The 20,622-nt window shown below is 66.4% G+C and carries 19 protein-coding genes; 10 read left to right on the forward strand and 9 right to left on the reverse strand.

Annotation, left to right across the window (positions count from 1 at the left end; translation table 11 throughout):
- The 5 genes from FFS27_RS10870 to metG all read right to left on the reverse strand — a co-directional run.
- Positions 1-1,463, reverse strand: a 1,463-nt coding sequence (locus FFS27_RS10870) for a type VI secretion system Vgr family protein (RefSeq protein ID WP_034014339.1), incomplete at its 3' end; no start/stop codon positions are given.
- Positions 1,464-1,757: 294 nt separating this feature from the next.
- The gene (tsi3, locus tag FFS27_RS10875) at positions 1,758-2,195 is read right to left on the reverse strand and encodes a T6SS effector muramidase immunity protein Tsi3 (RefSeq protein ID WP_003130155.1); all 438 of its coding nucleotides are present in this window, start codon (positions 2,193-2,195) and stop codon (positions 1,758-1,760) included.
- A complete protein-coding gene (tse3, locus tag FFS27_RS10880; protein ID WP_003092026.1) occupies positions 2,192-3,418 on the reverse strand; it encodes a type VI secretion system effector muramidase Tse3 in 1,227 nt (408 codons plus the stop codon). The genes tsi3 and tse3 overlap by 4 nt, the downstream gene beginning before the upstream one ends.
- Before the next feature lie 86 nt (positions 3,419-3,504).
- A complete protein-coding gene (locus FFS27_RS10885) occupies positions 3,505-4,305 on the reverse strand; it encodes a DUF4349 domain-containing protein (protein WP_137952004.1) in 801 nt (266 codons plus the stop codon).
- A 33-nt stretch (positions 4,306-4,338) separates the two neighbouring features.
- Positions 4,339-6,372, reverse strand: a complete 2,034-nt coding sequence (gene metG / locus FFS27_RS10890) for a methionine--tRNA ligase (protein ID WP_009313624.1) — start codon at positions 6,370-6,372, stop codon at positions 4,339-4,341.
- A gap of 130 nt (positions 6,373-6,502) precedes the next feature.
- On the opposite strand from metG, the gene apbC reads away from it, so the two are divergent.
- From apbC to rarD, 9 genes are all read left to right on the forward strand, one after another.
- On the forward strand, positions 6,503-7,597 hold the full coding sequence (apbC, locus tag FFS27_RS10895; RefSeq protein WP_003092020.1) for an iron-sulfur cluster carrier protein ApbC: 1,095 nt from the start codon (positions 6,503-6,505) through the stop codon (positions 7,595-7,597).
- 100 nt (positions 7,598-7,697) lie between these two features.
- Positions 7,698-8,264: a dCTP deaminase gene (gene dcd / locus FFS27_RS10900; RefSeq protein ID WP_003092017.1), complete on the forward strand. Its 567-nt coding sequence runs from the start codon at positions 7,698-7,700 to the stop codon at positions 8,262-8,264.
- A 423-nt stretch (positions 8,265-8,687) separates the two neighbouring features.
- Positions 8,688-9,575: a 3-(3-hydroxydecanoyloxy)decanoate synthase gene (rhlA, locus tag FFS27_RS10910; RefSeq protein WP_021265125.1), complete on the forward strand. Its 888-nt coding sequence runs from the start codon at positions 8,688-8,690 to the stop codon at positions 9,573-9,575.
- Between the two features lie 65 nt (positions 9,576-9,640).
- Complete coding sequence (locus tag FFS27_RS10915) at positions 9,641-10,921, forward strand: glycosyltransferase (RefSeq protein ID WP_003092007.1); 1,281 nt, start codon at positions 9,641-9,643, stop codon at positions 10,919-10,921.
- Positions 10,922-11,045: 124 nt separating this feature from the next.
- On the forward strand, positions 11,046-11,771 hold the full coding sequence (gene rhlR, locus FFS27_RS10920) for a quorum sensing system transcriptional regulator RhlR (RefSeq protein ID WP_003119559.1): 726 nt from the start codon (positions 11,046-11,048) through the stop codon (positions 11,769-11,771).
- Between the two features lie 179 nt (positions 11,772-11,950).
- Positions 11,951-12,556, forward strand: coding sequence for an acyl-homoserine-lactone synthase RhlI (rhlI, locus tag FFS27_RS10925; RefSeq protein ID WP_021265124.1), 606 nt, complete (start codon positions 11,951-11,953; stop codon positions 12,554-12,556).
- Between the two features lie 154 nt (positions 12,557-12,710).
- Positions 12,711-13,517: a cyclohexadienyl dehydratase gene (gene pheC / locus FFS27_RS10930; RefSeq protein WP_003092003.1), complete on the forward strand. Its 807-nt coding sequence runs from the start codon at positions 12,711-12,713 to the stop codon at positions 13,515-13,517.
- 93 nt (positions 13,518-13,610) lie between these two features.
- Entirely contained in the window at positions 13,611-14,471 is an 861-nt protein-coding gene (locus FFS27_RS10935; RefSeq protein WP_003092000.1) for a carboxylate/amino acid/amine transporter, read from the forward strand.
- A complete protein-coding gene (gene rarD / locus FFS27_RS10940; protein ID WP_003091995.1) occupies positions 14,468-15,367 on the forward strand; it encodes an EamA family transporter RarD in 900 nt (299 codons plus the stop codon). The genes FFS27_RS10935 and rarD overlap by 4 nt, the downstream gene beginning before the upstream one ends.
- A 20-nt stretch (positions 15,368-15,387) precedes the next feature.
- Here rarD and FFS27_RS10945 read toward each other — a convergent pair whose 3' ends face one another.
- Entirely contained in the window at positions 15,388-15,984 is a 597-nt protein-coding gene (locus FFS27_RS10945) for a C40 family peptidase (protein ID WP_003103763.1), read from the reverse strand.
- A 456-nt stretch (positions 15,985-16,440) separates the two neighbouring features.
- On the opposite strand from FFS27_RS10945, the gene FFS27_RS10955 reads away from it, so the two are divergent.
- Positions 16,441-18,135 (forward strand): NAD-dependent malic enzyme, encoded by a 1,695-nt coding sequence (locus FFS27_RS10955; protein ID WP_003091987.1) that lies wholly within the window; start codon positions 16,441-16,443, stop codon positions 18,133-18,135.
- A gap of 121 nt (positions 18,136-18,256) precedes the next feature.
- On the opposite strand, the gene FFS27_RS10960 is transcribed toward FFS27_RS10955, so the two are convergent.
- The 3 genes from FFS27_RS10960 to FFS27_RS10970 are packed head-to-tail and all read right to left on the reverse strand — an operon-like array spanning position 18,257 to position 20,600.
- A complete protein-coding gene (locus FFS27_RS10960) occupies positions 18,257-18,715 on the reverse strand; it encodes an NUDIX hydrolase (RefSeq protein WP_003113894.1) in 459 nt (152 codons plus the stop codon).
- Positions 18,712-19,254 (reverse strand): dihydrofolate reductase family protein, encoded by a 543-nt coding sequence (locus FFS27_RS10965; protein ID WP_003111057.1) that lies wholly within the window; start codon positions 19,252-19,254, stop codon positions 18,712-18,714. Before FFS27_RS10965 ends, FFS27_RS10960 begins: the two co-directional genes overlap by 4 nt.
- Before the next feature lie 17 nt (positions 19,255-19,271).
- A complete protein-coding gene (locus FFS27_RS10970; RefSeq protein ID WP_003091979.1) occupies positions 19,272-20,600 on the reverse strand; it encodes a mechanosensitive ion channel family protein in 1,329 nt (442 codons plus the stop codon).
- Positions 20,601-20,622 lie beyond the last annotated feature (22 nt).

The following is a 20,622-nucleotide window of genomic DNA, read 5'->3' on the forward strand; positions in this document are numbered from 1 at the left end:
CCGCCGCCAGGGCTGCTGAGGCTCTTGAAGACGCTGCGGGTCTGGTTCGCCGGCAACTCGTAGGGCACCGGGTGGGCGGCGTGGTAGACGCAGCCGCTGACCAGCGGCTGGTCGGGATCGCCTTCGAGGAAGTCCACCAGCACTTCCATGCCGACCCGCGGAATGACGATGCCGCCATAGCCGTTGCCGGCCCAACCGCTGGCTACGCGTAGCCAGCAACTGCTCTTGTCGTCGCCCTGGCCCTCGCGGTCCCAGTGGAACTGCACCCTGACCCGGCCGTAGCGGTCGCAGTGGATTTCCTCGCCTGGCGGGCCGGTCACCACCGCGGTCTGGCTGCCCAGCACGCGCGGCTTCGGGTGCTCCAGCGGCGGGCGGAAGAACACCTCCCAGGGCGTGGCGAGGAAGCGGTTGCGGTAGCCCTGCTGGAAGTCGTCCGTGCTGGCCGACGTGTCGGAGGTAACGTTCTCTTCCAGCACCTGCGGCTGCTTGCCTTCGTGGAAGATTTCGCTGAGCAGCCACAGGTCGTTCCACTCCGCGCGCGGGTGCTCGGCGATCTCCAGGAAGTGCCCGCTGACCAGCAGCGGCTGGTCGCTGACCCCTTCGCCCAGGCGCCGGTCGGCGCGGTGCCGCTCCAGGGCGCGCTGGTTGAGCAGCTTGCCGCGCTGGCGATCGACGAAGCGACCGGGGTAGTCGTAGTCCTCCAGGTCCGGCTCGGCCGGGGCGTCGGCAGCGGGGCGATTGCCGGCCTCCAGCAGCAGCCGCGGCTTCTCGAAGTCGTAGTCGCGGCGAGTGGTGCGCGTGGTGCGGCTGGCCAGGCGCAGGCTGAAGCGCTTGATCACCGGTTCGTCGGCGACCAGCCCGCTGTCGTGCACGTAGGCGGTGGGACGGCCCAGGCGGGGGAACACCGTCTGGTCGTCGCCGAACACCAGCAGGTGCGCCTCGGCGCTGTGCCGGAAATGGAAATGGATGCCCTCTTCGGCACAGAGGCGCTGGACGAAATGCAGGTCGCTTTCGTCGTACTGCACGCAGTATTCGCGCTCGGGATACCGGGTGCCGAGCTGGAAGCGGTAGGCGTCGGCGAGGATGCCGTGCTCCTCGAGGATCAGGGCGACGATCTGCGGCACCGTGAGGTGCTGGAAGATCCGCTGGTTGCTGCGCTGCGCGAGGTAGGCCAGTTGCGGCACGAGGGTGAGGCGATAGCGGGTCAGGCGCTTGCCCGCGTCGGCCTGGGCGGCGCCGTAGACCAGGCCGTGGACACCCTGGCCCTGCGGGGTGAAGGCGAGGAAGGCGGGCCGGTGCAGGAACGCTTCGAGGTCGAGGCCGGCGCGCTCGCTGACCAGTTCGAGTTCGAAGCGGTAGGGCCGGCTGATGCCTTCGTGGCCGCTGAATTCGAGAACCTGCAGGTCGTGACGGAGGCCGTCGAGGCTGAGGCTGAAGTGGGTCTGGTTGGCCGGGTTGAACATCCGCTGTCCCCTGTTTCTCGAAAAACCTGCACGGCTGGCGTCCCTGTTCGCCGTGCTCGATCCGAAGTGCGTGATCGCGCGGATGCTACGTCAAAAAAACTGTGCAAATTGTTGCGCACATCGCCGGAAAACCGCGGCGCGCCTGAGTCTCAGTACTATGAAACAAAATATGTGAGGGAAAATCCGATGGGCGCAGACTGAGCGAAAAAGCGCTACCGCAACCCGAGCAGGATGCTGCTCCGCCCGGATCGACGGAGGTTCCACGGAGCGTCCGGCACTCCGCAGAGAGCGGTTCTATTGCAACCTGGCCCGCTCCAGCAGCGCCCAGGCCAGGGCGAAGGTCGGTTCGCCATCCTCGCTCTGCTCGCTGGCGCTGACCACGATCCACCGCGCGCCCGCCGGCTTGGCTGCCCACAGGCGGTATTCGCTGCCTGCGGAGCCGCCGTCGTCTTCCTCTACCTTGTAGCGCGCCTCGCCGTCGCCCAGGCGCCTGCTCGCCAGGTCGGTCGGGGGTGGCGCGTCTTGGCGCTGGACCTCCAGTTGGCGTGGGTTGCGCAGCTTGCCGCCTTCGTCGAAGCGGAAGCCCTCGGCGCTGCGCCGCGCGTCGAAGCCGACGGGGCGCTCCACCACCAGGCCGTTCGGGTGGGTCAGGGTCTTGTCGAAGTCCACCCCGGACTCCGCGGTGCAGGCCAGCAGGGCGAGGCTGGCGAGAATCAGGGCGACTGTCTTCATGGGAACCTCATTCCAGGGTCGAGGAAGGTGGCGTAGGCATCGTCGACGAACATCGGCCAGCCCGGCGACAGGTTGTCGTCCCAGGGCCGCGAGGTGTATTCCGAGGCCAGCGCGCGGACATTGTCCCGCGGCCAGTTGCGCGGATTGCCGGCGTAGGCGCGGAGATCGATGGAGGGAAATGCGCCGCGGGTCTTCGGCAGCTTGCGCAGGTCCTGTTGCGACGCCAGGTTGGCGACGTAGCGGATGTAACGGGCGGTGGCGAAGATGTTGAATTCGTCGGAGGCCAGCAGGGTGGCGACCGCCTTGCGCGACAGGCCGCGGCGCACCGGCTGGCCGAGCAGGTCGGTGAACAGCTCGTACTTGATCGCGGTGGAGACCACCACCTGGCCGAGGCCGATGGAGGTGTTGGCGCTCTTGATGCTGACTGCCGCCTGATAGTCCTTGGCGTCTTCGTCGCGGGTCTGGTCACGCTGCTCGGCGAGGATGATCGCGCCGATCAGTTGCGGCGTCAGGTCGTACTTGCGCGCAGCCGCGGACATGACCTTGGCCCGCGACGGCGGGTTGCCCGGATAGGCGTCGGGGAACAGCGTGCTGATCGGCTGGCCGACCAGCGTCTGTGCCTGGTTCAGCTTGTCTTGCGGCGACAGTTGGCTCAGGTAGGCGCCCAGGTCGCCGAGCGGGTTGCTGTACTTGGTGACGGTCGCCGGGTCCTTGTTGAGCAGCTTGAGCTGGTCGCCGAAGGCAATGGACGGCAGGTCGGTCGGATTGACGCCGGTGGCGCCGACCCCGCTGAACGGACCCTGGATCGCCTGGCTGGCCACCCCGGTGGCGCCGGCCGCGGCGAAGCCCAGGCGACCGGCGGCGTCGGCGAGGTCGGCGCAGATGTCGAAGAAAGTGATGGTGGGGAAGTAGATCCAGTTGTCGGTCTGGGTGCCCAGGGGATTGTTGATCAGGCTGCGGATCAAGGCATTGCGTGCCTGGTAGCGCTGCATGGTGGTGCGCCCGGCGATGCTGGCGATCAGCGAGCGCGCCAGTTCCGGCGGGCCCACCCGCTGGAACAGCTTGATCAGCGAGCCGCTCTTGTCGAGTGCGGCGATGGTCGCATCGGGCACGTTGTCGTTGCGGATCGCGGCGATCACCCGGCGGGCTTCCTGGCGGGTCACCTGCCAGTCGTCCCAGCTATAGGAAATCAGTGACTCGATCAGGTCGCTGGTGGCGGTCATCGGTCTTCCTCCTTGTGAGTTGCCAGGCCCGTCAGGCGGTCCTGGGCGAAAGAGCGGACCCTCCCGGTCCGCCCGTATGCCTGGGCTCAGCGCGCCTCGTTCTTGCCGGGCCGCCGCAGCCAGCGCCACAGGCCGCGCAGCAACAGGCCCAGCGGCAGCAGCACGACGAGGAACGGCAGGCTGTAGGCGAAGAACTTCATCGCGGCGATGGTGCCATCGACAAGGTCGTCGAGCAGTTGCCCGGCGGCCGTGGCGAGCTGGCCGAGGCGGCTGTCCGGCTGCGCCTCGCTGCTGAAGCTCAGGGTCAGCAGGTTGGTGGCGATGCGCCGCTGCTGCTGGGCGCCGGCCTGGGCGTTGTCGGCCAGTTGGGCTTCCACCGCGGCGATTTCCTTGGCCAGGGCCAGCAGGTCGCCGACGCTCATGTCCTTGCGCCCCTGGTATTGCTGCAGGGTCTGGTACTCGCGTTGCAGGCGCTCGCGTTGCTGGCGGGTGTCGGCGACCGCCTGGGCCAGGTCCTCGGCGCGGGTCTGCCGGCTTTCCAGCGTGCCGCCCTGGGCAGCGGCCGCGACCAGCTTCTCCACGCCGTCCGGGACGATGCGCACGGTGAGTTCGGCGTAATGGCCGATACCGCCGCGTTGTACGATGGCGAGCACGTCGCACTGGCCGAAGCGCTCGCTGTTGCAGGCGTCGCGGCTGGCGGCGAGTTGCGCGTCGATACGCGCGGCGGAAAGGCGGATGCCGACGCGGTGTTCGTAGGCGAGGGCGGTGCCGGGTTTGCCCGTCTCGCCCTGGAAACCGGCATTGCCGGAGACGCTTTCGGCGTGTTCGGCGGAGCATCCGTAGAGCGCCGCCAGCAGGACGCCGGCGGCAAGCTTCCATGCGTTCATTCTATCGAGCCCTCCGTGGCTTCGTGGTCTGCGTTACTTGACGCGCTGGCCCGGCTTGGCACCGCTGTCCGGACTCAGCAGGTAGATCTCCTCGCCACCCGGGCCGGCGGCCAGGACCATGCCCTCGGACACCCCGAACTTCATCTTGCGCGGCGCCAAGTTGGCCACATAGAGCGTCAGGCGGCCTTCCAGGGCGCTCGGATCGGGATACGCGCTCTTGATCCCGGAGAACACGTTACGCTTCGCGTCGCCGATGTCCAGCGACAGGCGCAGCAGCTTGTCGGCGCCTTCGACGAATTCGCACTTCTCGATCAGGGCGATGCGTAGGTCGACCGCGGCGAAAGCGTCGAAGTCGATCTCCGCGGCGATGGGTTCCTTGACCAGCTCGCCGTTGCCGGCGGGTTGGGATGCGGCGGCGAGGTCTTCCTTGGAGGCTTCGATCATGGCTTCTACTTTCGCGGGCTCGATACGGGTCATCAGGGGCTGGAACGGGTTCAGCTGGTGGTTGGCCAGCAGGGTCCGGTGGTCGGCCCAGGTCAGCGGGGCGACGTTGAGGAAGGCTTCGGCGGCGGCGGCCAGCTTCGGCAGCACCGGCTTGAGGAAGATCACCAACTGGCGGAACAGGTTGATGCCCAGGCCGCAGACGGCCTGGACCTTGTCCTGCTGGCCTTCCTGCTTGGCCAGCGCCCAGGGCGCCTGTTCGGCGATCCAGGCGTTGGCGCGGTCGGCGAGGGCCATGATCTCGCGCATGGCGCGATTGAAGTCGCGGGCCTCATAGGCCTCGGCGATGCCCGGGGCGGCCTCGCGGAAGGCGGCGAGCAGCTCCGGCGCAGGATCGGCGTCGACCAGCACGCCGGCGTTGCCCTTGTGGATGAAGCCGGCGCAGCGGCTGGCGATGTTGACGACCTTGCCGACCAGGTCGGAGTTGACCTTCTGCACGAAGTCCTCGAGGTTCAGGTCGAGGTCCTCGACGCCGCGGCCGAGCTTGGAGGCGTAGTAGTAGCGCAGGTATTCCGGGTCCAGGTGGTCGAGGTAGGTGCGCGCCTTGACGAAGGTGCCGCGCGACTTGGACATCTTCTGGCCGTTCACGGTCAGGTAGCCGTGCACGTTCAGCGCGGTCGGCTTGCGGTAGCCGGCGCCTTCGAGCATGGCCGGCCAGAACAGCGCGTGGAAGTTGACGATGTCCTTGCCGATGAAGTGGTACAGCTCGGCACTGGAGTCCTTGCCCCAGAACGCGTCGAAGTCCAGCTCGGGACGCCGCGCGCAGAGGTTCTTGAAGCTGGCCATGTAGCCGATCGGCGCGTCCAGCCAGACGTAGAAGTACTTGCCGGGAGCGTCGGGAATCTCGAAGCCGAAGTACGGCGCGTCGCGCGAGATGTCCCACTGCTGGAGGCCGCTGTCCAGCCATTCGGCGAGCTTGTTGGCCACCGACTCCTGAAGGGCGCCGCTGCGGGTCCATTGCTTGAGCATGGCCTCGAAGTCCGGCAGCTTGAAGAAGTAGTGCAGCGATTCCTTGAGCACCGGGGTGGCGCCGGAGATCGCCGATTTCGGGTCCTTCAGTTCGGTCGGGGCGTAGGTCGCGCCGCAGGCCTCGCAGTTGTCGCCGTACTGGTCGGCGGTGCCGCACTTCGGGCAGGTGCCCTTGATGAAGCGGTCGGCGAGGAACATCTGCTTTTCCGGGTCGAAGTACTGGGTCACCGGGCGGGTGTCGATGTGCCCGGCGTCGCGCAGTTTCAGGTAGATCGCGCTGGACAGCTCGCGGTTCTCTTCCGAGTGGGTCGAGTGGTAGTTGTCGAAGTCCACCAGGAAGTCGGCGAAGTCGCCCATGTGCTCGGCGCGCACGGCGTCGATCAGTTGCTCGGAGGTGATGCCCTCGCGCTCGGCGCGGAGCATGATCGCCGAACCGTGGGCGTCGTCGGCGCAGACGTAGACGGCCTGGTTGCCACGCATCTTCTGGAAGCGCACCCACATGTCCGTCTGGATGTACTCCAGCATGTGTCCCAGGTGAATGGAACCGTTGGCGTAGGGGAGGGCGCTGGTAACGAGGATCTTGCGTGGTTCGGACATGGGTTCGGCTTATCGGCTGAGAGCTAAACGGATCGGTCACTATAAAGAAGCGGCGGTTTTTTTTCATCCGCGCGCCACTCGGGTAGGATGACCGGCATCGATTCCCCGCTTAACCCTCAGGAAATCCCCCATGTCCGCTATCACTCGCCAAACGGTGGAAGCCACCCTCCGCCAGTACCAGGACCCCTATCTGAACCAGGACCCCGTCAGCGCCGGCTGCCTGCGCGAGGTGGAGATCCAGGGCGACCGCGTGCGAGTGCGCCTGGAACTGGGGTACGCCGCCGGGCTGTTCAGGAACGGCCTGGCGCAAACCCTGCAAATGGCCCTGGAGGCACTCGACGGCGTCGCTCGCGCCGAGGTCCGGGTCGACTGCGTGATCCAGCCGCACAAGGCGCAGCCGCAGGTCGAGGTGATGGGCAACGTGAAGAACATCGTCGCGGTGGCTTCCGGCAAGGGCGGCGTCGGCAAGTCCACCACCGCCGCCAACCTGGCCCTGGCCCTGGCCCGCGAGGGTGCGCGGGTGGGCATCCTCGACGCGGACATCTACGGACCCAGCCAGGGCATCATGTTCGGCCTGCCGGAAGGCACCCGGCCGAAGGTCCGTGAGCAGAAGTGGTTCGAGCCCCTGGAGGCGCACGGGGTGCAGGTGATGTCGATGGCCTTCCTCACCGACGACAGCACGCCGGTGGTCTGGCGCGGGCCGATGGTCTCCGGTGCCCTGATCCAACTGATCACCCAGACCGCCTGGGACAACCTCGACTACCTGGTGGTGGACATGCCGCCGGGCACCGGCGACATCCAGCTGACCCTGGCGCAGAAGGTGCCGGTGGCCGGCGCGGTGATCGTCACTACCCCGCAGGACCTGGCGCTGCTCGACGCGAAGAAGGGCGTGGAGATGTTCCGCAAGGTGAACATCCCGGTGCTCGGCGTGGTGGAGAACATGGCGGTGCATATCTGTTCCAACTGCGGCCATGCCGAGCACCTGTTCGGCGAGGGCGGCGGCGAGAAGCTGGCGGCGCAGTTCGGCGTCGAGCTGCTGGCGTCCATGCCGCTGTCGATCGCCATCCGCACCCAGGCCGACAGCGGCCGGCCGACGGTGATCGCCGACCCGGAAAGCCAACTGGCGATGCTCTACCAGGAAATCGCCCGCCATGTCGGCGCGCGCATCGTTCTCAGCGAGCGGGCCAGCGTCGGCCTGCCGAACATCAGCATCAGCGACGACTGAGGCGCTCGGGCAGCCGTCGGCGACGGCTGCCTTTGCCCTGGGGCGGCGGCCCCGGTAAGATTCGCGATCATTTTTCGCAGCTTTCGACAGGACACCCTCCATGACCATCAAATCGGACAAGTGGATTCGCCGCATGGCTCAGGAGCACGGCATGATCGAGCCGTTCGTCGAGCGCCAGGTGCGCGGCGCGGACGACAGCCGGGTGATTTCCTACGGGGTGTCCAGCTACGGCTACGACGTGCGCTGCGCCGCCGAGTTCAAGGTGTTCACCAACATCCATTCGGCGGTGGTCGATCCGAAGAACTTCGACGAGAAAAGCTTCGTCGACATCAACAGCGACGTCTGCATCATCCCGCCGAACTCCTTCGCCCTGGCGCGTACTGTCGAGTACTTCCGCATCCCGCGCGACGTCCTGACCATCTGCCTGGGCAAGAGCACCTACGCGCGTTGCGGCATCATCGTCAACGTCACCCCGCTGGAGCCGGAGTGGGAAGGCCATGTGACCCTCGAGTTCTCCAATACCACCAACCTGCCGGCGAAGATCTACGCCAACGAAGGCGTGGCGCAGATGCTCTTCCTGCAATCCGACGAGGCCTGCGAAGTGTCCTATAAGGACCGTGGCGGCAAATACCAGGGCCAGCGCGGCGTGACCCTGCCAAAAGCCTGACGCCAGAGCGTTTCGACACCGGAAACCGGGCCTGGCGCCCGGTTTTTTCATGCCTTTTCCGCCAACCCCTCGCTGTTCCCCGCCGGCCGCTCTGGCACGCCTTATCGCGGGCGGGCAGGGGCTTATGCGCAGGCGACCGCCCGTCCTGTGAAATCTGGCAGTTACCGTTAGCTTTCGAATTGGCTAAAAAGTGTTCATCGGCTACGCGTGAACACGGACGCCAATCGTTTGCGCAGGCCGATCTGCAAGACCCACACAAGCCCCTCGCCTGAAGGGGTACGCATCCGCCGTGGCTGGTCCGCGCGGATGGCCGCTGAGTTACTTGTCTGCCGTTCGAACAATAAGAACGAACTCTACGTAATGCCGGGATACCCGTGGCAGCGATAGCTGTTTGCCTGTTCGAAAATTTTTGGGAGGTGTGAAATGCGGCGCGAAAGTCTGTTGGTATCGGTTTGCAAGGGCCTGCGGGTACATGTCGAGCGCGTTGGGCAGGATCCCGGGCGCAGCACGGTGATGCTGGTCAACGGCGCGATGGCGACCACCGCCTCGTTCGCCCGGACCTGCAAGTGCCTGGCCGAACATTTCAACGTGGTGCTGTTCGACCTGCCCTTCGCCGGGCAGTCGCGTCAGCACAACCCGCAGCGCGGGTTGATCACCAAGGACGACGAGGTGGAAATCCTCCTGGCGCTGATCGAGCGCTTCGAGGTCAATCACCTGGTCTCCGCGTCCTGGGGCGGTATCTCCACGCTGCTGGCGCTGTCGCGCAATCCGCGCGGCATCCGCAGCTCGGTGGTGATGGCATTCGCCCCTGGACTGAACCAGGCGATGCTCGACTACGTCGGGCGGGCGCAGGCGCTGATCGAGCTGGACGACAAGTCGGCGATCGGCCATCTGCTCAACGAGACCGTCGGCAAATACCTGCCGCCGCGCCTGAAAGCCAGCAACCATCAGCACATGGCTTCGCTGGCCACCAGCGAATACGAGCAGGCGCGCTTTCACATCGACCAGGTGCTGGCGCTCAACGATCGGGGCTACCTGGCTTGCCTGGAGCGGATCCAGAGCCACGTGCATTTCATCAACGGCAGCTGGGACGAATACACCACCGCCGAGGACGCCCGCCAGTTCCGCGACTACCTGCCGCACTGCAGTTTCTCGCGGGTGGAGGGCACCGGGCATTTCCTCGACCTGGAGTCCAAGCTGGCCGCGGTACGCGTGCACCGCGCCCTGCTCGAGCACCTGCTGAAGCAACCGGAGCCGCAGCGGGCGGAACGCGCGGCGGGATTCCACGAGATGGCCATCGGCTACGCCTGAACCCTTGACCTGCGAAGACCCGGCCTGGCCGGGCTTTGCGGTTGCATAACGCACGGAGTAGCCCCATGCACGCCATCCTCATCGCCATCGGCTCGGCCGGCGACGTATTTCCCTTCATCGGCCTGGCCCGGACCCTGAAATTGCGCGGGCACCGCGTGAGCCTCTGCACCATTCCGGTGTTTCGCGACGCGGTGGAGCAGCACGGCATCGCGTTCGTCCCGCTGAGCGACGAACTGACCTACCGCCGGACCATGGGCGATCCGCGCCTGTGGGACCCCAAGACGTCCTTCGGCGTGCTCTGGCAAGCCATCGCCGGGATGATCGAGCCGGTCTACGAGTACGTCTCGGCGCAGCGCCATGACGACATCGTGGTGGTCGGCTCGCTCTGGGCGCTGGGCGCACGCATCGCTCACGAGAAGTACGGGATTCCCTACCTGTCCGCGCAGGTCTCGCCATCGACCTTGCTGTCGGCGCACCTGCCGCCGGTACACCCCAAGTTCAACGTGCCCGAGCAGATGCCGCTGGCGATGCGCAAGCTGCTCTGGCGCTGCATCGAGCGCTTCAAGCTGGATCGCACCTGCGCGCCGGAGATCAACGCGGTGCGCCGCAAGGTCGGCCTGGAAACGCCGGTGAAGCGCATCTTCACCCAATGGATGCATTCGCCGCAGGGCGTGGTCTGCCTGTTCCCGGCCTGGTTCGCGCCACCCCAGCAGGATTGGCCGCAACCCCTGCACATGACCGGCTTCCCGCTGTTCGACGGCAGTATCCCGGGAACCCCGCTCGACGACGAACTGCAACGCTTTCTCGATCAGGGCAGCCGGCCGCTGGTGTTCACCCAGGGCTCGACCGAACACCTGCAGGGCGACTTCTACGCCATGGCCCTGCGCGCGCTGGAACGCCTCGGCGCGCGTGGGATCTTCCTCACCGGCGCCGGCCAGGAACCGCTGCGCGGCTTGCCGAACCACGTGCTGCAGCGCGCCTACGCGCCACTGGGAGCCTTGCTGCCATCGTGCGCCGGGCTGGTCCATCCGGGCGGTATCGGCGCCATGAGCCTGGCCTTGGCGGCGGGGGTGCCGCAGGTGCTGCTGCCCTGTGCCCACGACCAGTTCGACAATGCCGAACGGCTGGTCCGGCTCGGCTGCGGGATGCGCCTGGGCGTGCCGTTGCGCGAGCAGGAGTTGCGCGGGGCGCTGTGGCGCTTGCTCGAGGACCCGGCCATGGCGGCGGCCTGTCGGCGTTTCATGGAATTGTCACAACCGCACAGTATCGCTTGCGGTAAAGCGGCCCAGGTGGTCGAACGTTGTCATAGGGAGGGGGATGCTCGATGGCTGAAGGCTGCGTCCTGAACGGTGCTGGCATAACAGATAGGGTTGCCATGATTTTGCCGTATCGGCAAGGCTGCGCGCTTGACAGCGTCATACCCCGGGCCAATTCTGCTGTGATGCATTTTATCGATCAGGGCTTACTGCAATGAGGAATGACGGAGGCTTTTTGCTGTGGTGGGACGGTTTGCGTAGCGAGATGCAGCCGATCCACGACAGCCAGGGCGTGTTCGCCGTCCTGGAAAAGGAAGTGCGGCGCCTGGGCTTCGATTACTACGCCTATGGCGTGCGCCACACGATTCCCTTCACCCGGCCGAAGACCGAGGTCCATGGCACCTATCCCAAGGCCTGGCTGGAGCGATACCAGATGCAGAACTACGGGGCCGTGGATCCGGCGATCCTCAACGGCCTGCGCTCCTCGGAAATGGTGGTCTGGAGCGACAGCCTGTTCGACCAGAGCCGGATGCTCTGGAACGAGGCTCGCGATTGGGGCCTCTGTGTCGGCGCGACCCTGCCGATCCGCGCGCCGAACAATTTGCTCAGCGTGCTTTCCGTGGCGCGCGACCAGCAGAACATCTCCAGCTTCGAGCGCGAGGAAATCCGCCTGCGGCTGCGTTGCATGATCGAGTTGCTGACCCAGAAGCTGACCGACCTGGAGCATCCGATGCTGATGTCCAACCCGGTCTGCCTGAGCCATCGCGAACGCGAGATCCTGCAATGGACCGCCGACGGCAAGAGTTCCGGGGAAATCGCCATCATCCTGAGCATCTCCGAGAGCACGGTGAACTTCCACCACAAGAACATCCAGAAGAAGTTCGACGCGCCGAACAAGACGCTGGCTGCTGCCTACGCCGCGGCGCTGGGCCTCATCTGAAGCGTAGGGCGCGCCGGCCGGCGCGCCCTACCAGATCTGGCAGGTTGCCTGCCGTTCATCCTCCTTTAGTCTTCCCCCTCATGTGTGTGCTGGTATGTCCTCCGACTGAGAGGGCCCAGGAGTATCAGGGTAGGGATGCCGCCTTTTTTTCTCGGCCGGCACGACACGGGGACTTGGTCATGATCGAATTGCTCTCTGAATCGCTGGAAGGGCTTTCCGCCGCCATGATCGCCGAGCTGGGACTCTACCGGCATCAAGTCTTCATCGAGAAGTTGGGCTGGGACGTGGTCTCCACCTCCAGGGTCCGCGACCAGGAATTCGACCAGTTCGACCATCCGCAAACCCGCTACATCGTCGCCATGGGCCGCCAGGGCATCTGCGGTTGTGCCCGCCTGCTGCCGACGACCGACGCCTACCTGCTCAAGGACGTCTTCGCCTACCTGTGCAGCGAAACCCCGCCCAGCGATCCGTCGGTCTGGGAGCTTTCGCGCTACGCCGCCAGCGCGGCGGACGATCCGCAACTGGCGATGAAGATATTCTGGTCCAGCCTGCAATGCGCCTGGTACCTGGGCGCCAGTTCGGTGGTGGCGGTGACCACCACGGCCATGGAGCGCTATTTCGTTCGCAACGGCGTGATCCTCCAGCGCCTCGGCCCGCCGCAGAAGGTCAAGGGCGAGACGCTGGTCGCGATCAGCTTCCCGGCCTACCAGGAGCGCGGCCTGGAGATGCTGCTGCGCTACCACCCGGAATGGCTGCAGGGCGTACCGCTGTCGATGGCGGTGTGAGGTCGTCAGCCGTTTCGCGCACTTTTTTCCGCTTCTCCTGCCGCATGCTCGGCCCGCGCCCCGGCGTCATCGGGCGTTCCCCTGCATTCCGGGATTTGGCCGCGGCTGCCGACTTGCGTAGTCTCTCTGCGGTCCGCCATCCCGAGGAGTCGCCATGCCGAAGTCATTCCGCCATCTCGTCCAGGCCCTGGCCTGCCTTGCGCTGCTGGCCAGCGCCAGCCTCCAGGCGCAGGAGAGCCGCCTCGACCGCATCCTCGAAAGCGGCGTGCTGCGCGTCGCCACCACGGGCGACTACAAGCCCTTCAGCTACCGCACGGAAGAGGGCGGTTACGCCGGTTTCGACGTGGACATGGCGCAGCGCCTGGCCGAGAGCCTGGGGGCCAAGCTGGTAGTGGTGCCGACCAGTTGGCCGAACCTGATGCGCGATTTCGCCGACGACCGCTTCGACATCGCCATGAGCGGCATCTCGATCAACCTGGAGCGCCAGCGCCAGGCGTATTTCTCGATTCCCTACCTGCGCGACGGCAAGACGCCGATCACCCTCTGTAGCGAAGAAGCGCGTTTCCAGACCCTGGAGCAGATCGACCAGCCGGGCGTGACGGCCATCGTCAACCCCGGCGGCACCAACGAGAAGTTCGCCCGGGCGAACCTGAAGAAGGCCCGGATCCTGGTGCATCCGGACAACGTGACGATCTTCCAGCAGATCGTCGACGGCAAGGCCGACCTGATGATGACCGACGCCATCGAGGCCCGCCTGCAGTCGCGGTTGCACCCGGAACTCTGCGCCGTGCATCCGCAGCAACCCTTCGACTTCGCCGAGAAGGCCTACCTGCTGCCGCGCGACGAGGCCTTCAAGCGCTACGTCGACCAGTGGCTGCACATCGCCGAGCAGAGCGGCTTGTTGCGCCAGCGCATGGAGCACTGGCTCGAATACCGCTGGCCCACCGCGCACGGCAAGTAGTACAGGGGCGGCGAGGTTGGCCGCGGGCCCGCGCGGCCTTCCTTGGCGGCGGCAAAAACGTTATGGTCGGCGCCCCATCCTGGTGCCTGGTCCATGCGTTATCTACTGTTCGTCACCGTCCTCTGGGCGTTCTCCTTCAACCTGATCGGCGAGTACCTCGCCGGCCAGGTCGACAGCTACTTCGCCGTGCTTACCCGGGTCCTTCTCGCTGGCCTGGTGTTTCTCCCGCTGACCCGCTGGCGCGGCGTCGAACCGCGTTTCGTCGGCGGGGTGATGCTGGTCGGCGCGCTGCAGTTCGGCATCACCTACGTCTGCCTGTACCTGAGCTTCAACGTGCTGACGGTGCCCGAGGTGCTGCTGTTCACCGTGCTGACGCCGGTCCACGTGGCCCTGTTCGACGACCTGCTCAACCGCCGCTTCAACTTCTGGGCCCTGGCCGCCGCGCTGGTGGCGGTGCTGGGCGCGGCGATCATCCGCTACGACGGGATCACCGGCGAGTTCCTCCAGGGCTTCCTGCTGCTGCAACTGGCCAACGCCACCTTCGCCGCCGGCCAGGTGCTGTACAAGCGCCTGGTGCGCAAGTACCCGTCCGAGCTGCCGCAGCGCCAGCGCTTCGGTTATTTCTTCGTTGGCGCGCTGCTGGTGGCGTTGCCTGCCTGGCTGCTGTTCGGCGATCCGCAGCGCCTGCCGGCCGGCGAGCTGCAATGGGGCGTACTGGTATGGATGGGGCTGCTGGCCACCGCCCTCGGCCAGTTCTGGTGGAACAAGGGCGCCACCGAGGTGGACGCCGGTACCCTGGCGGTGATGAACAACCTGCACGTGCCGGTCGGGTTGCTGCTCAACCTGCTGATCTGGAACCAGCACGCCGACCTGCCGCGCCTGGCCCTGGGCGGCGCGGTGATCGTCGCTTCGCTGTGGGTCAACCGGCTCGGCCGGCGCGAGGTGCGTGCATGAGGATTTCCGGACAGGGCGTGCTGCTGTCGCTGGCCGCCTCGGTGCTGTTCGTTACCCTGCCGGGCTACGTCCACCTGCTGGAGCCGCTGGACAGCCTGCAGGTGGTGGCGCATCGGGTGGTCTGGTCGATCCCGATGGTATTCCTGCTGGTCGTCGCCACCCGCCAGTGGCCGACCCTGCGCGCCGCCTGGCGCCGGCTGTTCGCCGAGCCCTGGCTGCTGGCCTGCTTCCCGCTGACCGCGGCGATGATGCTGCTGCAATGGGGCATCTTCATCTGGGCGCCGTTGGCCGGGAAGACCCTTGAACTGTCGCTGGGCTACTTCCTCCTGCCGCTGGCGATGGTGCTGGTGGGGCGGGTGTTCTACGGCGAGCGCCTGACGCCGCTGCAGGCTATCGCCGTGGCCTGCGCGCTGGCCGGGGTGCTCCACGAGTTCTGGCTGACCCGCGCGTTCTCCTGGGTCTCCCTGGTCACCGCGCTGGGCTATCCCCCGTACTTCATGCTGCGGCGCAGGATGGGCGTGGACGCGCTGTCCGGGTTCGTCTTCGAGATGCTCTTCCTGCTGCCGCTGGCGCTGGCCGCGCTGTACTGGCTGGGCGACGAGAGCCAGGCCTTCCGCGAGGCGCCACGCCTGTGGCTGTTGCTGCCGATGCTGGGGCTGATCAGCGCGCTGGCCTTCGGCGCGATGATGGCTTCCAGCCGACTGCTGCCGATGGGGCTGTTCGGGATTCTCAGCTACGTCGAACCGGTGCTGCTGTTCCTGGTGGCGGTACTGTTCCTCGGCGAGGCGTTCCGTCCCGAGCAGCTATGGACCTACGCGCCGATCTGGCTGGCGGTGCTGTTGACCGGCTGGGACAGCGCGCGCCTGCTGAGGAAACAGGCGCGGCGGGGCATCTGAGCGAGCCGCAGGCGCCGGAATCAGCGCTTGCGGGTGCTTTCGACCTGGGCGAGGGTGGTCGGCAGGATGCGCTTGCCGGCCAGGTAGTGGCGTTTCCAGTAGCTGCTGTTGAGGTCGGAGACGCGGACCTTCTTGCCGCGCCGCGGCGCGTGCACGAAGCGGTCGTTGCCGACGTAGATGCCGACGTGGTCGACGCTGCGGCTGCGGATCCGGAAGAACACCAGGTCGCCCGGTTGCAGCTTGCCGCGGGAGACCTTGTTGTTGTCCATGTTGTAGATGGCGCGGGCGGTCCGCGGCAGGTCGACGTCGTCGACATCCTGGAACACATAGTTGACCAGGCCGCTGCAATCGAAGCCTTTCTTCGGCGTGGTGCCGCCCCAGCGGTAGGGGGTGCCGATCATGCTGAAGGCGCGGTCGGTGACTTCGGAAGCGGCGGCCGCGACCACCGAGCGGTTGGCGGACTGGCGGGTGCTGACGACCCGGCTGGGCGACAGGGTGGAATTCTTCGACGGCTTGAAGGTGTGGGTGACCTGGTTGGAAGCCAGGCTGGGCGTCGAGAGGGCGGCCAGAAGGGCCGCGAAGCCTACAGACAGGCATGTCAAAAAGGGTGAACGCATTTCGGCATGTCTTCGCGTGCGTGAATAACGGTCCAGGCTTCCGCTGGTTCGTGGTTACTCTCTGTTCATCGGAGTGTCTTCTGGGTGACCGGAACGAGCCCTCCTGACTCTTCCGACCAGGCCGTCAAACGAAACGGCCAACTGCTTCCGGGCCTGGATGCATTCAGGTTGTCCCGGCGATAACGGGCTTCACGAAGGAAAATCGGGGACTCATCGGCGTTCCCAGCGTATTCCCCTACGAAAGCGGCGGCTATTGTGACCTATTTTGACGCCAGCCTTCTGACCATTCGTCGAATGGTCGGTTCCGGATGTGACGCGCCGGTTTCGCCATGCAAGTGGCGATACTTGCGGGTCCGGCAATGACCTGTTGTTCGCCGTGGCCTTGGAAAGCCTCTGCGCCGGGGGTATGTTCGTGGTCCCCGTACCCGAGTGAAGCCCGTAGAAGCGAGTCCAGATATGACCGAAACAGCCAAGCGTCCCTTGTACGTTCCCCATGCCGGCCCTTCGCTGCTGGAGATGCCGCTGCTGAACAAAGGCAGCGCGTTCAGTACCCAGGAACGCATCGATTTCAACCTGCAGGGCCTGCTGCCGCACAACATCGAGACCATCGAGGAGCAGACCGAGCGCGCCTACAGCCAGTACAACCTGTGCAACACCGATCTGGACCGCCACATCTTCCTGCGCTCGATCCAGGACAACAACGAGACCCTGTTCTTCCGCCTGCTCGAGGAGCACCTGGAAGAAATGATGCCGATCATCTACACCCCCACGGTCGGCCAGGCCTGCCAGGAGTTCTCGAAGATCTACCGGACCCACCGCGGCCTGTTCATCTCCTACCCGGACCGCGAGCGGATCGACGACATCCTGCGCAGCGCCACCAAGAACAACGTGAAGATCGTGGTGGTCACCGACAGCGAGCGGATCCTCGGCCTGGGCGACCAGGGCATCGGCGGGATGGGCATCCCGATCGGCAAGCTGTCCCTGTACACCGCCTGCGGCGGTATCAGCCCGGCCTACACCCTGCCGGTGGTGCTGGACGTCGGCACCAACAACCCGGACCTGCTCAACGACCCGATGTACATGGGCTGGCGCCACGAGCGGGTGAGCGGGGCGCAGTACGAGGAGTTCGTCGACCTGTTCATCCAGGCGATCAAGCGCCGCTGGCCCAACGTCCTGCTGCAATTCGAGGACTTCGCCCAGACCAATGCCATGCCGTTGCTGGAGCGCTACAAGGACGAGCTGTGCTGCTTCAACGACGACATCCAGGGCACCGCCGCGGTGGCCGTGGGCACCCTGCTGGCGGCTTGCAAGGCCAAGGGCGAGAAGCTCAGCGAGCAGACCGTGACCTTCGTCGGCGCCGGCTCCGCCGGTTGCGGCATCGCCGAGCAGATCATCGCCGCCATGCAACTGGAGGGCCTGGACGAGGCCCAGGCGCGTCGGCGCATCTTCATGGTCGACCGCTGGGGCCTGCTCACCGACGACATGAGCAACCTGCTCGACTTCCAGCACCGCCTGGCGCAGAAGCGCGCCGATCTCGGTGCCTGGGGCGGCCAGCAGGGCGACGACCTGGCGTTGCTGGAAGTGATCCGCAATGCCCGGCCGACGGTGCTGATCGGCGTCTCCGGGCAGCGCGGGCTGTTTTCCGAAGAGGTCATCCGCGAGCTGCACAGCCATTGCAAGCAGCCGCTGGTGATGCCGCTGTCCAACCCGACCTCGCGGGTCGAGGCGACTCCGCAGGAAATCCTCAACTGGACCGACGGCCAGGCGCTGGTCGCCACCGGTAGCCCGTTCCAACCGGTGCAGGTGGGCGACAAGCGGATTCCCATCGCCCAGTGCAACAACGCCTATATCTTCCCCGGCATCGGCCTGGGGGTGATCGCCGCGCGGGCCAACCGGGTCACCGAAGGCATGCTGATGGCCGCGGCCAACGCCCTGGCCAACTGCTCGCCGATCGTTACCCGGGGCGAGGGCGCCGTGTTGCCGGCGCTGGGCGACATCCGCGAGGTCAGCAAGCGCATCGCCGTCGCCGTGGCCAAGCAGGCCCAGGCCGAGGGCAAGGCCCTGCATACCAGCGACGAGGTATTGAACGACGCCATCGAGGCGAACTTCTGGTTCCCGCGCTACCGTGCCTACCGCCGGACTTCGTTCTGAGGCTTAGCCGCAGGCTGCGCACGGGGGAGAGGCGTTAACCGCCGATATTCCGCGCGATCGGTGCGAGAACGCGAAAAGGCCACCCCGAGGTGGCCTTTTTCGTTGACGGGAGCGCTAGCGCTCAGCGCACATGATCGGGGCGCGTCCGGTGTTCGGCCTGGGTTTCCGGGTTTTCCGCCGCGCGCCGCGCCAGGGCCGGCAGGACATGATCGCGCAGCAGCGGCGCGAGATTGTCCGGCTGCGCTTGGCCGGGGACCAGCCAGGCCAGTTCCTCCAGCTCCGCCTGCGCACAGACGGCGTGGGGCAAGCGGGCGACGTAGATATCGGCATCGACGCGGGTGTTCGCCTCGTTGGCCGCCGGCGCCTGGAAGCTGCCGAGGTGCTCGAAGGTCGAGGCGCCCATCGGCAGGCGCAGTTCCTCCAGCAGTTCGCGCTGTAGCGCGGCGAGGGGCGTTTCGCCCGGCTCGCGCTTGCCGCCCGGGAGCATGAAGGCCTGGGTGCCGCGCTTGCGCACCAGCAACAGGTTGCCCTGGTCGTCGAACAGGCAGGCGGCGGAAATGCTCAGCAGGTTGTCGGTCATTGCGGGTCGTCCTCGGCGATCACCTGGTAGCGCATCTGTACGATGCCGCTGTTGTAGCCATGTTGTTCCAGCAGTTGCAGGCGCCGCTCGCGGCCGCCGGCGAACAGCGGGATGCCGGCGCCGAGCAGCTGCGGAATGACGCTGACGATCACCTCGTCGAGCAGCCCGGCCGCCAGGCAACTACCGGCCAGGCTGCCGCCGCCGGCCAGCCAGATCCGCCGGCAGCCCTGTTCGCCGAGGCGCGCGAGGCCTTCCTGGGGTGTGACGTGGCGCAACTCGACGCCTTCCGCTGCGCTTTCCTGCGGGTTGCGGGTGAGTACCTGGCAGGGTTTGCCCGGATACGGCCAGTCGCCGAAGCCGCGCACGATATCGTAGGTGCCGCGGCCCATCAGCAGGCCGTCGATGCCCTGGTAGAAGCTCTTGTAGCCGTGGTCGTTGCCGCCCTCGGCGAAACGGTCGAGCCAGTCGACGCTGCCGTCGGGGCGGGCGATGAAACCGTCCAGGCTGGCGGCGACGTAGTAGGTCAGGTGCGGTTTCATGGACGGTTTTCCTCGGTTCAGGCGGTGGCTTCGTCGCTGCGGCTCGGCGCGGCCAGCGCCTCGAACGAGCGGGCCCCGGCGTCACGCCCTTCGAGCATGCCTTGCAGCCCCTGGCGCAGGTCCTGCCCGCTGGGCTGCTGGTAGGCGCCGAGGCCGAACTCCGGCATCACCGCCAGCAGGTAGTCGAACACGTCGCCCTGGATGCGCTCGTAGTCGACCCAGGCGGTGGTGCGGGTGAAGCAGTATATCTCCAGCGGGATGCCCTGGGCGGTCGGCTGCAACTGGCGGACCATGCAGGTCATGTGCGGATGGATGTCCGGGTGGTTCTGCAGGTAGGCGAGGGCGTAGGCGCGGAACGTACCGATGTTGGTCAGCCGGCGGCGGTTGGCGGCCAGCGGGGCGACCCCGCCGTTGGCGGCATTCCACTCCTGCAACTCGGTCTGCTTGCGGGCCATGTATTCGGTGAGCAGGCGCACCTGGCTCAGGCGCCGCTCTTCCTTCTCGTCGAGGAAACGCACCTGGCTGGAGTCGACGTAGATTGCCCGCTTGATCCGCCGTCCGCCGGACTGCTGCATGCCGCGCCAGTTCTTGAACGACTCCGACATCAGGCGCCAGGTCGGCACCGAGACGATGGTCTTGTCGAAGTTCTGCACCTTCACGGTGTACAGGGTGATGTCCACCACGTCGCCGTCGGCGCCGACCTGCGGCATCTCGATCCAGTCGCCGACCCGCAGCATGTCGTTGCTGGTGAGCTGCACGCTGGCGACGAAGGACATCAGGGTGTCCTTGTAGACCAGCAGGAGGACCGCCGACATCGCGCCGAGGCCGGACAGCAGCAGGAGCGGCGAGCGGTCGATGATGATCGAGACGATGATGATCGCGCCGAACACGAACACGGCGATCTTCGCCAGTTGCACGTAGCCCTTGATCGAACGGGTGCGGGCGTGCTCGGTACGCGCGTAGATGTCCAGCAGGGCATTCAGCAGCGCGGTGAGGGCGAGGATCAGGAACAGCACGGTGAAGGCCAGTGCCAGGTTGCCGAGGAAGTGCGCGGCCTTGTCCGGCATCTCCGGGATCCACGGCAGACCGAATTGCACCAACAGCGAGGGCGTGGTCTGCGCCAGGCGCTGGAACACCTTGTTGCGGATCAGGTCGCCGAGCCAGTGCAGCGCGGGCTGGCGGGCGAGCAGGTTGGCGGCGTAGAGGACGATGTAGCGGGCCACCCGGCCGAGAATCAGGGCGCCCACCAGCAGCAGGCCGAAGGCCAGGCCGGCGTGCAGGATAGGGTGTTGGTCGAGCGCCGACCAGTACCCGGAGAGCTGGTCGAGAAGGGATGTGGAGTCCATGGACAGGCGACTTCCTTTGTTG

Source organism: Pseudomonas sp. 2VD (assembly GCF_005503585.1).
Lineage (GTDB): Bacteria > Pseudomonadota > Gammaproteobacteria > Pseudomonadales > Pseudomonadaceae > Pseudomonas > Pseudomonas aeruginosa.